The sequence below is a fragment of the Frateuria sp. GZRe12 genome (assembly GCF_051900535.1).
Taxonomy (GTDB): Bacteria; Pseudomonadota; Gammaproteobacteria; order Xanthomonadales; family Rhodanobacteraceae; genus Frateuria_A.
The window spans coordinates 72,965-85,268 of the sequence record NZ_JBHZGI010000005.1 but is presented as its reverse complement, the minus strand read 5'-3'; the positions used below and the strand labels follow the sequence as shown (position 1 = coordinate 85,268).

At 69.1% G+C, this 12,304-nt stretch carries 13 protein-coding genes; 8 read left to right on the top strand and 5 right to left on the bottom strand.

Annotated elements, in window-relative coordinates; genetic code table 11:
* Positions 1-86: 86 nt before the first annotated feature.
* Together dusA and ACFWZ4_RS12575 are read right to left on the bottom strand one after the other, a co-directional pair.
* Positions 87-1,070 carry a tRNA dihydrouridine(20/20a) synthase DusA gene (gene dusA, locus ACFWZ4_RS12580; RefSeq protein WP_439705030.1) on the bottom strand — a complete coding sequence of 328 codons (984 nt, stop codon included), beginning with the start codon at positions 1,068-1,070 and terminating at the stop codon, positions 87-89.
* 42 nt (positions 1,071-1,112) lie between these two features.
* Positions 1,113-1,766 carry a TMEM175 family protein gene (locus tag ACFWZ4_RS12575; protein WP_439705029.1) on the bottom strand — a complete coding sequence of 218 codons (654 nt, stop codon included), beginning with the start codon at positions 1,764-1,766 and terminating at the stop codon, positions 1,113-1,115.
* A gap of 182 nt (positions 1,767-1,948) precedes the next feature.
* Between ACFWZ4_RS12575 and ACFWZ4_RS12570 the strand changes: the two genes are divergently transcribed.
* From ACFWZ4_RS12570 to ACFWZ4_RS12550, 5 genes are all read left to right on the top strand, one after another.
* On the top strand, positions 1,949-2,725 hold the full coding sequence (locus ACFWZ4_RS12570; protein ID WP_439705028.1) for a ferredoxin--NADP reductase: 777 nt from the start codon (positions 1,949-1,951) through the stop codon (positions 2,723-2,725).
* Positions 2,726-2,885: 160 nt separating this feature from the next.
* Positions 2,886-4,028, top strand: coding sequence for a DUF3182 family protein (locus ACFWZ4_RS12565; protein WP_439705027.1), 1,143 nt, complete (start codon positions 2,886-2,888; stop codon positions 4,026-4,028).
* Positions 4,015-4,788: an alpha/beta hydrolase family protein gene (locus tag ACFWZ4_RS12560; protein ID WP_439705026.1), complete on the top strand. Its 774-nt coding sequence runs from the start codon at positions 4,015-4,017 to the stop codon at positions 4,786-4,788. The genes ACFWZ4_RS12565 and ACFWZ4_RS12560 overlap by 14 nt, the downstream gene beginning before the upstream one ends.
* A gap of 121 nt (positions 4,789-4,909) precedes the next feature.
* Positions 4,910-5,389 carry a DUF456 domain-containing protein gene (locus ACFWZ4_RS12555; protein WP_439705025.1) on the top strand — a complete coding sequence of 160 codons (480 nt, stop codon included), beginning with the start codon at positions 4,910-4,912 and terminating at the stop codon, positions 5,387-5,389.
* 69 nt (positions 5,390-5,458) lie between these two features.
* Complete coding sequence (locus ACFWZ4_RS12550) at positions 5,459-7,234, top strand: DUF885 domain-containing protein (protein WP_439705024.1); 1,776 nt, start codon at positions 5,459-5,461, stop codon at positions 7,232-7,234.
* A 451-nt stretch (positions 7,235-7,685) separates the two neighbouring features.
* Here the strand turns inward: ACFWZ4_RS12550 and trhA are convergent, their stop codons facing one another.
* Both trhA and ACFWZ4_RS12540 read right to left on the bottom strand, forming a co-directional pair.
* Entirely contained in the window at positions 7,686-8,351 is a 666-nt protein-coding gene (trhA, locus tag ACFWZ4_RS12545) for a PAQR family membrane homeostasis protein TrhA (protein ID WP_439705023.1), read from the bottom strand.
* 100 nt (positions 8,352-8,451) lie between these two features.
* Positions 8,452-8,886 (bottom strand): hypothetical protein, encoded by a 435-nt coding sequence (locus ACFWZ4_RS12540; RefSeq protein ID WP_439705163.1) that lies wholly within the window; start codon positions 8,884-8,886, stop codon positions 8,452-8,454.
* Positions 8,887-9,073: 187 nt separating this feature from the next.
* Between ACFWZ4_RS12540 and ACFWZ4_RS12535 the strand changes: the two genes are divergently transcribed.
* From ACFWZ4_RS12535 to ACFWZ4_RS12525, 3 genes are all read left to right on the top strand, one after another.
* On the top strand, positions 9,074-9,733 hold the full coding sequence (locus tag ACFWZ4_RS12535) for an energy transducer TonB (protein WP_439705022.1): 660 nt from the start codon (positions 9,074-9,076) through the stop codon (positions 9,731-9,733).
* A gap of 89 nt (positions 9,734-9,822) precedes the next feature.
* Positions 9,823-10,392 carry a cysteine dioxygenase gene (locus ACFWZ4_RS12530; RefSeq protein WP_439705021.1) on the top strand — a complete coding sequence of 190 codons (570 nt, stop codon included), beginning with the start codon at positions 9,823-9,825 and terminating at the stop codon, positions 10,390-10,392.
* A gap of 23 nt (positions 10,393-10,415) precedes the next feature.
* A complete protein-coding gene (locus ACFWZ4_RS12525) occupies positions 10,416-11,819 on the top strand; it encodes an FAD/NAD(P)-binding protein (RefSeq protein WP_439705020.1) in 1,404 nt (467 codons plus the stop codon).
* Between the two features lie 67 nt (positions 11,820-11,886).
* On the opposite strand, the gene ACFWZ4_RS12520 is transcribed toward ACFWZ4_RS12525, so the two are convergent.
* Complete coding sequence (locus ACFWZ4_RS12520; RefSeq protein ID WP_439705019.1) at positions 11,887-12,255, bottom strand: hypothetical protein; 369 nt, start codon at positions 12,253-12,255, stop codon at positions 11,887-11,889.
* Between the last annotated feature and the right edge of the window lie 49 nt (positions 12,256-12,304).

Genomic DNA, 12,304 nt, shown 5'->3' with positions numbered 1-12,304 from the left:
TCGGGAAAACATCGTAGGCAAGGCGGTGGCTCGAGTCCAAATGGTTACCAGCCTAGGCAAGCGGGGCTGAACAATGGCCGGCCGGTTCACGCCGCCTCCCGGCGACCGCTGAGCGCCTGTTCGAGCAGGCTCCAGCCCGCGCCGGGCAGGTGCGCACCCTCGCTCAGCACGCGCCGGAACGTGCGTGCGCCGGGCTCGCCCTGGTACAGCCCCAGCAGGTGCCGGCTGATGTGCTTGAGCGCGGTGCCGCGCTTGAGTTCCGCCTCCACGTAGGGACGCAGGTGCGCCAGGACATCCTCGCGCGCCGGAACGGGCCTGTCGTAAAGCGCCGCCTCCAGTTGCGCCAGCACGAAGGGATCGTGGTAGGCCGCGCGCCCCAGCATCACGCCATCGACCTGCCCCAGGTGCGCCTGCACCGCCTCCACCGTCGTGATGCCGCCGTTGATCACCACCACCAGTTGCGGGAACTCGCGCTTGAGGCGGTACACGCGCTCGTAGTCCAGCGGCGGGATTTCGCGGTTTTCCTTTGGGCTCAGGCCCTGCAGCCAGGCCTTGCGCGCGTGCACCACCAGTACCTGCACCCCCGCCTCGACCATCGTCCGGGTGAAATGCTGCAGGTCGGCGTAATCGTCCTGGTCATCCACCCCGATGCGGCACTTGACCGTCACCGGCACGTCCACCGCCTCGCGCATCGCCCGTACGCAGTCGCCGACCAGCGCCGGCTCACGCATCAGGCAGGCGCCGAAACGGCCCGATTGCACCCGGTCGGACGGGCAGCCCACGTTGAGGTTGATCTCGTCATAGCCGGCCTGCGCGCCCAGCCGCGCCGCCTGCGCCAGCTCCACCGGATCGCTGCCGCCCAGTTGCAGCGCGACCGGATGCTCCTGCTGGCTGTGTTCGAGCAGGCGCAGCTGGCCGCCGCGCACCAGCGCGGCGCTGGTCACCATCTCGGTGTACAGCCGCGCGTTCGGCGACAGTAGCCGGTGGAAATAGCGGCAGTGCCGGTCCGTCCAGTCCATCATCGGGGCGACGCACAGACGGAAATCGGCAGGATCGGGGGTCAGGCTCATGCGCACATTGTACGCAGCCACACCGCGGCGATTTCGCGGCGGTCAGCCCGCGACCCTTGCCGCCTTGGCCAGGCGCCGGTAGCGGCGCTTGGCGGCGAGCACCCCCAGGGCAAGCACGGTGAGCACGAGCGCCGGGACTTTCTGCTGGATGTCATAGAACACGGCCGCGGCCATCAACATCGGCGCGGAGACCAGTTCCAGCAACCAGACGCGCGCGAGATTCCGTTCCACATCGGGAGCCAGCCTGGCGATGAAGGCGAGGTAGCCCCACATCATCCCGGCACAGGCGTAGGTCAGGCCCACGCCGGAGGCGTAGACGATGAAGCCCTTGTGGAGATCCTCGCCGGTGGCACTTTGGGCGAGCGCGTAGCGCACCACCACCGGCACCAGGGCGACCAGGCTCAGGGTCAGCAGGTTGAGCGCGGTACCGACCGCGTCCACGTCACGCAGGTGGGCCACGATGCGACGGTGCAGGAACCACAGCGACCCGATCAGCAGGAAGCTCAGGAAATACAGCAGCAGCGGGCGCCCCCAGGCCTGCAGCACCGTGGCGGCAAGGTCTTCTTCGGGCTTGAGTTCGATCGCCGAAAGCGTGATCGCGATGGCGAAGACGCCATCGGACAACATCACCATCCTGTCGAGGTGGCGCTGGCCGACGTGATGGTCGGTCAGTGCTTCGCGTACACGGCTTTCCATCGCGTGGGTTTCCTGGCGGTTCGCTCGGCGCGCATCATGCCGCAGAACGCCGCGGCGCGGGCAAGCACGGGCCGGATCGCGTACCCTATGTACCTGCGCCCGCCTGGCGCCCGCCCTTGCGCGGGCCCGCTTCCGGCCCCATCCCACGGCGCACCTTCGACCGACCCGAGACGAAACACACCATGGTGGCACTGGCGACCGAGCACGTGATCGACGTGCGGCACTGGAACGACAGCCTCTTCAGCTTTCGCGCCACGCGCGACCCGGGCTTCCGCTTCGAAAGCGGGCAGTTCGTGATGATCGGCCTGGAAGTGGATGGCCGTCCGCTGATGCGCGCCTACTCCATCGCCAGCGCGAGCTGGGAGGAGCACCTGGAGTTCTTCTCGATCAAGGTGCCCAACGGACCGCTGACCTCGCGCCTGCAGCACTTGAAGCCCGGCGACCCGCTGGTGGTCAGCCGCAAGTCGACCGGCACGCTGGTGCTCGATGACCTCAAGCCCGGCAGGAACCTGTACCTGCTCGGCACCGGCACGGGGTTGGCGCCGTTCATGAGCATCATCCGCGATCCGGCCACCTACGAGCGCTACGAGAAGATCGTGCTGGCCCACGGCGTGCGCCACGTCAGCGACCTGGCCTATGCCGACTACCTGGAGCGCGAGCTGCCGCAGCACGAATACCTGGGCGAGCTGGCGCGCGAGAAGCTGATCTATTACCCCACCGTCACGCGCGAGCCGTTCCGCAACCGCGGGCGCATCACAGACGCCATCGTCGATGGCGTGATGAGCCAGGAGACCGGCCTGCCGCCGCTGAACCCCGAGACCGACCGCGTGATGCTGTGCGGCAGCCCGGCGATGCTCGACGACCTGTGCGCGCTGCTGGACGGGCGCGGCTTCCAGGCGTCGCCGCGCACGCGGGAGCCGGGCGACTACGTGATCGAGCGGGCGTTCGTCGAGAAATAGGATTTGCCGGGGCGCCCCTTCCCACCTCAGCCCTCCCCTGACGGCGACGTGCCGACGGGCGGACGGGCCAACTCGCCGGCAGCTTCAACAGCCTATCCACACCGGCACCACTAGCCTCCAGACGATTCGGCGCGATCCGCGCCTTCGTGCGGAGACTCCGGTGGCATCCATCACCCCGCGCACAGTGCAGGCAGGCCGGGCACGCGGCAGTGTCGTCCTGGGCGTCGGGCGCGATGCCGCGCATTCCAGCCACGAGGCCGCCGCGCACGCGGCCATCGCACAGCAGTTGGCCGATCTGCTGGGTTATGACTTCGCCGGCGCGTACGTCCCGGGCCAGCACTATCCCGGTCCACTCTATTTCGTGCCGGGCGATGTGCTGACCGCGCTGGACGCGGCCGAGGCCTGCGGCATCCGCAGCGCTGCCGACCTGTTCGGCGGCGTGGTGCCCGACCGGGTCGTCGCCTCCAAGGCCATCACCCATCCGCTCGTCGATGCGCCCACGCGCGTACCGGAAGGCTGGTCGAGCGCCTTTGCCGAGCGCGTGCGTTCAGTGGTGTTGCCCGGCTACAGCGCCTACACGCCTGCCGACGCGCGCCGCGCGGGACGCGCGCTGCTGCACCTGGGGCCCGTGCGCATCAAGCCGGCGCATGGCAACGCCGGTCGCGGACAGCGCGTGGTCAGCGACATCAGCGAACTGGATGCTGTCGTGGCCGACTTCGACGAGGAAGCGCTGGCCCTCGATGGCATGGTGCTGGAAGCCGATCTGGTCGACCTGACCACCTGGAGCGTGGGCCAGGTGCGCGTGGACCATCACACCATCGCCTACTACGGCACGCAGTGGCTGACCCACGACAACGCAGGCGAGGTGGCCTACGGCGGCTCCAGCCTGCGCGTGCACCGTGGCGGCTTCGACGCGCTGCTGCGCGAATCGCTGCCACCGCCCGTGCGCGCGGCGGCCGCCCAGGCGCAGCTTTACGACGAGGCCGCGCGGCAATGTTTTCCACGGATGTTCGCCTCGCGCCGCAACTACGACGTTGTGCAGGGCAAGGATCATCGCGGCCAGCCACATGCCGGCGTGCTCGAATCGTCCTGGCGCATCGGCGGCGCCAGTGGCGCCGAGGCCGCCGCGCTGCTGCGCTTCCACGACGAACCCGGCCGCCGCTGGCTCAGCGTGCGCTCGGAGGAACGCTACGGCAGCGGCGCCGCGCCGCCACCCGGCGCCAGCGTGCTGTTCCACGGCGCCGACCCGGTCGTCGGCCCACTGCTGAAGTTCACGCTGGTGGAGGACGATGACGACACGTAGCGAAAGCACCGACATCGCCGTCGATGGCGCGCACATCGCCGGCACCGTGCTCGCCCCCGGCTCGACCATCCCCGGCGTGCTGTTCGTGCATGGCTGGGGCGGCTGCCAGGAGCGCGATCTGGGCCGCGCCCAGCAGATCGCCGCACTTGGCTGCATCTGCCTGACCTTCGACATGCGAGGCCACGTACGCACCGAGGCGATGCGCCAGATCGTCACCCGCGAACAGAACCTCGCCGACGTGGTGGCAGCCTACGACCATCTGCGCCTGCAGCCGCACGTCGATCCGGATTCGATCCTGGTGGTGGGCGCCAGCTACGGCGGCTACCTCGCGTCGATCCTCACCTCGCTGCGCCCGGTGAAGTGGCTCGCGTTGCGCGTGCCGGCGCTCTACAAGGACCAGGACTGGGATGAACCGAAACGCTCGCTGCCGCGCAAGGAGCTGCACGCCTACCGCAGCCGCGTGCTGGAACCGGACGACAACCGCGCGCTGCGCGCCTGCAGCGATTTCCAGGGCGACGTGCTGATCGTCGAATCGGGCCACGACCACCTGGTGCCGCACCCGGCGATCGTGAGCTACCGCAACGCCTTCCGCCACACCCACTCGGTCACCTACCGGATCATCGACGGAGCCGATCACGCGCTTTCCAGCCCCGATTGCCAGCACGCCTACTCCTCGATGCTGCTCGGCTGGACCACCGAAATGGTCTTCGGCGCCCGCGCTGGCGGCGCCCCGGGCCTGGCCCCGCCGCGCCCTTCGTAGGGTGACCTGAGCACACCAGGCCGCATCGAACCCGGCGGACTGAAGCCCGCACCGCGGCCCGGCGCTTGTCCGCACGCACGAACGCCTGCACATTGGGCGCGATCACCCTGGAAACCCGCCGATGGAAATCGCGCTCTACCTTCTCGCCGCGCTGCTCATCCTCGGCGGCCTTGCCGGCACGGTGCTGCCGATCCTGCCAGGCATCCCGATGATCTTCGGCGGCATCTGGCTGGTCGCGGCGGTCGATGGCTACCGGCATCTGGGGCTGGCCTGGCTGCTGGTGATCGGCGCGCTGGGCGCGCTCGGCGTGCTGGTGGATTTCGTCGCCGGCGCGATGGGCGCCAAGCGTGTCGGCGCCAGCCCGCGCGCGCTGTGGGGCGCCACCATCGGCACCGTGGTGGGCATGTTCTTCAACATCCCCGGGCTGATCCTGGGCCCCTTCGTGGGCGCGTTGCTCGGCGAGCTCTCCGCCGGCACGAGCGTGCTGCGCTCGGCCCACGTCGGCGCCGGCACCTGGATCGGACTGCTCGCCGGCACGCTGGTCAAGCTTGTGATCTCGTTCCTGATGGTCGGCCTGTTCGGCCTGGCCATGCTGATCTAGACCTTAAGGCACAGGCATATTCCAGAGGCGCCCGCGTACGCTGCGCCAGCCATCCAAGGAGGAACACCCATGCGCAAGACCCTCGCCCTCGCCCTGGCCGCCACGCTGGCCACCGCCGGATCGCTGCACGCGCAGACCGCGCCCGCCTCGTGGGTGGAACGCAGCAACGCCGACGCCAAGGTGCTGCTGGACGCGATCGCCCGCTTCAGTCCCGAATTCGCCACCCAGGTGGGTGTGCCCGGCTATGACACCAAGGTTGCCGATCTGAAGCCCGGCATCGACGAGCGCTCGCGCGCCGCACTGGTCGAGGCCAAGGGCAAGCTGGAAAAGATGCTCGCCACGGAAAAGGACTCCAACGTGCGCGAGGACCTCAAGATCATGATCGAGGCGACCTCGCAGCAGATCGAAGGCATCGACCTCAACCGCAAATACCTGCTGCCCTATACCGACATCGGCTCGCTGATCTTCAGCGGCGAATTCGTGCTGCTGAAGGACGACGTCGACGCCAAGCGTCGCCCGTCCGCGCTCAAGCGGCTTCAGTGCTACGTCGGCAAGGCGCCCGGTTGCACGCCGGTCACCCAGGAAGCGAAGGCGCTGATGGCGGCACGCCTCGGCGACAAGGCGCTGCTGGGCCCGTACAAGGGCGAAGTCGAGCAGAAGCTCGCCAACACGCCGCGCTACGTCGAGGGCATCCGCAAGCTGTTCGCCAAGTACAAGCTCGACACGCCCGAAGGCAAGGCCGCACTGGACACGCTCGATGCGCAGTTGAAGGATTACGACGCCTGGGTACGCAGCACCGTGCTGCCGCGCGCGCGCACCGACTTCCGCCTGCCCGAGCCGCTCTACGCCTACAACCTCAAGCAGGTCGGCATCGACATCCCGCCCGAGCAGCTGATGAAGCAGGCCGAGCTCGAATTCATGGAACTGCGGGGCATGATGCAGGCGATGGCGCCGGTGGTGGCCAAGGCCGAGGGCATCGACGCGACCGACTACCGCAACGTGCTCAAGGCGCTGAAGAAGCAGCAGCTCACCCGCGACCAGGTCGAGCCCTGGTACCACCAGGTGCTCGGACACATCGAGGAAACCATCCGCGACAAGAACATCGTCACGCTGCCCAGGCGCGCGATGCAGATGCGCGTGGCTTCCGAGGCCGAGGCGGCGCAGACGCCCGCGCCGCACATGGACCCGCCGCCGTTCCTCAACAACCACGGCGAGCGCGGCACCTTCGTGCTGACCATGGGCAACCCCGGCAACGGCAAGGACAACAGCCAGGCCTACGACGACTTCACCTTCAAGGCCGCCGCCTGGACGCTGACCGCGCACGAAGGCCGTCCGGGCCACGAGTTGCAGTTCGCCGCGATGGTCGAGCGCGGCGTCTCGCTGGCGCGCAGCCTGTTCGCCTTCAACAGCGTCAACGTGGAAGGCTGGGCGCTCTATGCCGAGTCCGAGATGCTTCCCTATGAGCCGCCGGCCGGCCAGTTCGCCGCGCTGCAGGCCCGCCTGATGCGCGCTGCCCGTGCCTACCTCGATCCAATGCTCAACCTGGGCCTGATCACCCGCGAGCGCGCACACGACGTCCTGACCGACGACGTCGGCCTGTCCGAAGCGATGGCCCGCCAGGAACTGGACCGCTACACCTTCAACAGCCCCGGCCAGGCCACCGCCTACTTCTACGGCTACCTGCGACTGCAGCAGCTGCGACTGGAAACCGAGCTGGCGCTGGGCGACAAGTTCGACCGCAAGGCCTTCAACGACTTCGTGATCGGCCAGGGCCTGCTGCCGCCAGCGCAGCTGGCCGAAGCGGTGAAGACCCAGTTCGTTCCGCAGCAGAAGCAGAAGAAGTAACCACACGCCTGATCCCCTCCCCTGCCTGGCAGGGGAGGGTTGGGACGTTCAGCGGCGGCGCCACAGCGGAAGAAGGCGTCCGCAGCGGCCCAAGAGGCAACCTTACTTTCCCGTGCGCGCGCCCGCACAACAAACCCGTTGCTCCTCCTCAGCTCCCGAGCGCCCGCGGTAAAGCGGCGGCAGCTCCTCTAAGAGCAACAGACTGGCTCATCAAGGCGGGGTGGTGCCTAGCTCTTTAGCCACACCGGGCTTCGCAGGCCATTCTTTTGGTTACTTTTCTTTGGGCCAGCAAAGAAAAGTGACTCGAGCGCCGGCAGGCGATCGAAAGCCCGCCGCAGGCGAGCCAAGCCGCCGAACGACAAGCAAGCCTGTGCGCTTGCGAATGCGCCCGCGAGCCCCGGCCCTCGCCCCATCCCTCTCCCAAAGGGGAGAGGAAGCTGAAAGCAGACGCTCAGTCGGGGATGACGTAGAGCAGCACGGCCAGGTAATGCAGCACGCTGCCGGCGAGCACGAAGCCGTGCCACACCGCGTGATGGAACGGCACGCGCTTGCACAGATAGAACGGCACGCCCAGCGTGTAGGTCGCCCCACCGGCGATCAGCAGCACCAGGCCGCCGGGCGCCAGATGCGTGCGCAATGGCTCGAACGCCACCAGCGCCACCCAGCCCATCGCCACATAGATCGACACCGCCAGCCAGCGAGTCCGGATCCGCCGCAACAACCCCAGCTCCAGCGCACTGCCGGTCAACGCCAGGGCCCAGATCGTGCCGAACAATCCCCAGCCCCAGGCCCCCGGCAACACGATCAGGGTAAAGGGCGTGTAGGTGCCGGCGATCAGCAGAAAAATCGCGATGTGATCCAGCGTGCGCAGCACCCTCCGCGGCAATTCGCCGGGAATCGCGTGGTACAGGGTCGAGGCGGTGTACAGCAGGATCAGCGTGGTGCCGAACACGGCGCTGGCAACCACCGCCCGGGCGTCGCCACGCAGTGCGGCGAACGCCACCAGTGTCGCCAGTCCGCCGATGCTGAGCAGGATGCCGATGCCATGGATCAGCGTGCTGGCCAGTTCATCGCCGAAACGGTAGCGCGGCGGACTGGCGACGGAAGGCGCGGGCATGGCAGGGCTCCAGGATGGAAAGGCCGGGCGGCCACCCTACCATACCCACGCGTACTGTTTCTTGCGACGGACGTCTGGACGTCCCTTTCGTCGAGCCGGTTTACTGCTCGATGATGAACGCCCCGAACGCCACGCCCAGGTTCCAGCCCTCGCCCTTGCCGCTCAGCGCCAGGCCCACGTTGCCCTTGGTCAACGCCTGCGCGCCGGCCGACTTGACCGCGCCGGCGTGCGCCTCGGCGTTGGCGTAGTGGCCGAGCACTTCGTGGATGTCGTAGACGCCGGTGAACTTGCCGATGCCGTTGTCGATGTGGGTCTTGCCGAAGGTGAGCCCACCGCCCTTGGCGCTCAGCTTCACGTGCATGGTCTGGCCATTGCTGCAGCGGATCGTGCCACTGCCCTTGGCGGTCTTGTAGAAGACCGACCAGCCGGACAGCGAAAAAGTCATCTTGCAGGAGATTTCGCCCGCGTGCGCCGGGCCCGGCACCAGCGCCAGTCCGCCCACCAGCAGCGCCAGCGCGCCCAGTTGTTTCCACATGGTCATGATTGCCTCCCTTTCGGCCCCGCGGCCGCGCCGGCCGATTGTGCGGCAAGAGCGCGGCGGCGGGAATGCTTGCGCCCGGGCGATCGGCAGGCCTAGGCTGGACGCGCGCCGGCACGATTCCCTCTGCCCCGGTCCCTCTACGAGGCAGCGTGCCTGCGCCACAAGCACAGGAGGATCGCCCATGTCGTCCGCAGCCCTGGCTTCATCCCGAACGCACGCCCATCCCGACCTGGTCCGCATCACCGCGCTGAGCGCGGCGATGGCCATCAACCTCACCGTGTTCATCGCCGCCACCCGGCCGTTGCCGCCGCTGGCCCTGCCCCGCCTGGACGTGCCGGCGCTGAGCGCGCGTTTCATCCCGCCCAAGCCCAAGCCGGTCGAAACGCCACCGCTACCGGCCGTGACGCCGGTCACGCGGCACGCGCCGGTGCATATCACCGTGCCCGTCGCCACCACCCTGCACATCAGCGACGAAGGCACCGTGGCGGCGCCCCCGATCCACGTCCCCACGATCGCGCCACCGGCGATCAACGCAACGCCGGCCACCGCGCCGGGCGAGCCGGTCGAAGCCAGCCTGGCCTACCGCAGCGCGCCGCTGGTCTTCCCGCCGCAGGCGATCCACCAGCATATGCACGGCACAGTACTGCTGCGCGTACTGGTGGACGAAGAGGGCAAGCCGGTCGATGTGATCGTGGAACAGAGCAGCGGCTACAGGTTGCTCGATCGCAGTGCACGTGAGCAGGTGCTCGCGGGTTGGCGCTTCCAGCCAGCCAGCGTGGATGGGCATGCGGTACGCGCCTGGGCGCGGGTACCGGTGAGTTTCGAGCTGCGCAAGCTGTAAAAAGCCACCCAGCATCGCGCACTTAGGAGTTACGACTGCTTAACGGCGCCCATGATCCACTGGGCGCCGTTCTTCGTACGGTCCCACGCATGGCAAACCACAGGCAAAGCTTGGAGGCGCTGCGTCGCATCGCGCTGACGCACTGCCGAGGGGAGCACCCCGACCTGGCCGCCCTCGCCCGCGAACTGGGCAGCGCGGTCCGCGTCCACGCCGAGGGCCTGGCCAAGCTCGCCGCCCGCGCCCGCGTCGCCGGCGCACCACGCATCCGGCCGCTGCGCACCGGCACCCAGAACGTCCAGTTGCTGCTGATCGCATGGCCGGCGAACCACGTCTCCGCGTTGCACGATCATGGTGCGCGCTGGGGGCTGGAGATTCCTCTGCACGGCGCGCTGGAAATCGACGCCTGGCGTCGCCAGAGCGACGGCGGCGACCCGCTGGCACACGGGCGCCACTGGCTCGGCCCGGGCGACGCGTTGTGGTTCGACGCCGACCAGTCGCGCCTGCACCGCTGCCGCAACCTTTCCGGTCGCGAGGCAGCGCTGAGCCTGCACCTTTTCGGGGGCGCTCCCGGCACAGGCCTGGCCTATGCCCCGACTACCTCCACCTGGCAGCGGATGCCCCCCTCGCGGCCGGCCATCGCCGGCCCGCTGCCGGGCTGACCGCCGGCCACCGGAGAGCCGCCATGTTCCGACGGGTCGCCATCATCGGCGGCGGTGCTTCGGCCGTCGCGCTGCTCAGCGAGCTGGTCGACCGGGCCAGCGGGCCGCTGCACCTGGACTGGTACACCGGCGGCGCGACGCATCCCGGGCGCGGCATCGCCTACGGCACGACCTCGCCGCGCCACCTGCTCAACGTGCGTGCGGCCACCATGGGCATGTTCTCGCGCCGGCCGCGCGGCTTCCTGGATTTCGCCCAGCGCCTCGACCCGCAGGTGGCCGGCACCGATTTCCTGCCCCGGCGCCTGTACGGCGATTACCTGGAAGACGAGGTAGCGCACGTCCTGGCGCAGTCACGCAGCCGCGGCGTGGACGTGCGCGTGGTGCCGTTCGCGGCCGATGCGCTGGTGCCCGAGATCGACGGCGTCACGGTGATCCAGGGCGAACGCGCCAGTCGCGCGGATGCCGCGGTCCTCGCCATCGGCGCGTTGCCGGTGCGGCCGCTCGAGGGCGTCGACGCCGCGCTGCTGGCCCAGGGCCGCTACGTCATCGACCCGTGGGCGCTGCTGGCACAGGCTGGGCCGGATCCGGCGCCGCGCGAGGTTGCCTTGGTCGGCCTCGGGTTGACCGCCGTGGACGTATTGCTGGAACTGGCCGATCGCTGGCCGCATGCGCACTTCACCGCCATCTCCCGCCACGGACGGCTGCCCGCCGCGCACCTGCCTGTATCGACGGTGCCCGACGACGATGGCGGCGCGCTGCTCGATGCCATGCACGAGGTGCCCGAGGTCCGTCGCTGGCTTCGCCTGTTGCGCGAGGCGATCGCCGCCAGCGATGACTGGCGCGTGGTGATCGACGGCCTGCGTCCCTCCACGCCCGGATTGTGGGACGCGCTACCGCTGCCGGAACGCGCACGGTTCCTTCGACATGCCCGCTGGGCATGGGAACGCGCGCGCCACCGCATGCCGCCGCAGGTCGAGCGGCAGGTGCTGGCGCTCGAACGCGAAGGGCGGCTGCAACGGGTGAGCGGTCGCGTCACGGGCGCCAGGCCGTCCCAGGGATGCGTGGAACTGCAGGCATGGCACGCCGGCGCGCGCACGCCGGTACGCGCAGACATCGCGATCCAGACCGTGGGCCTGGACACCGACCTGCGCAACACGGTCCACCCGCTGATGCGCCAGTTGGTCACCAACGGCCACGTCACTCCCGACCCGCTGGGCCTCGGTTGCCAGGCAACGCCGGACGGCCGCCTGTGCCACGAAGGGACGCCGTGGCCACGCCTGTTCGGCATCGGCAGCCTGTTGCGCAGTGCGCGCTGGGAATCGATCGCGATGCCCGAAATCCGGCTGCAGGCGCGGATGCTCGCCTCGCAGATGCTGGAGCCGGACGCTGCGGCGGCACGGCGGCGACTCGCTTCACAGGCTGGCTGAAGGCGTTGGGCGGCTGCAGCCGCATGCATCCCGTGGCGAAAGGTAGTGGTCTGGAGCGCACCCTACGTCACCTGCGTCGCGTCGCCCATTCGCTGGCCATCCAGGCGAGCCCGATGCCGATCGCCACGCCCGCCAGCTCGCACAGCACGCGCGTGCCCAGCCCGTCCGGATCATGCACCTCGGCCAGCTTCACGCGCAGCAGTTGCACCGACTGCAGGCGCGCGTAGTTGAAGTAGAAGAGGTCGGCCAGGTCGCCGCTTGCGGCGAGCGCGACGCCGAGCACGAAGGCCCATCCCATCTGCGCGCCATGGCTCCAGGCCTGGCGCGTGCGCCAGCGGAACAGCAGCAAGAGCAGCGCGCCGACCACCGCCGCGATCAGGCCCGCCTGCAGGCCGCCGGTCCAGCCATAGCCCATCCAGGATTGGTCGTAGTGCATCGCCGTCCGCCGTTGGTGAAGCGGCATTATGCAGGGAGCTCCCGCGCCG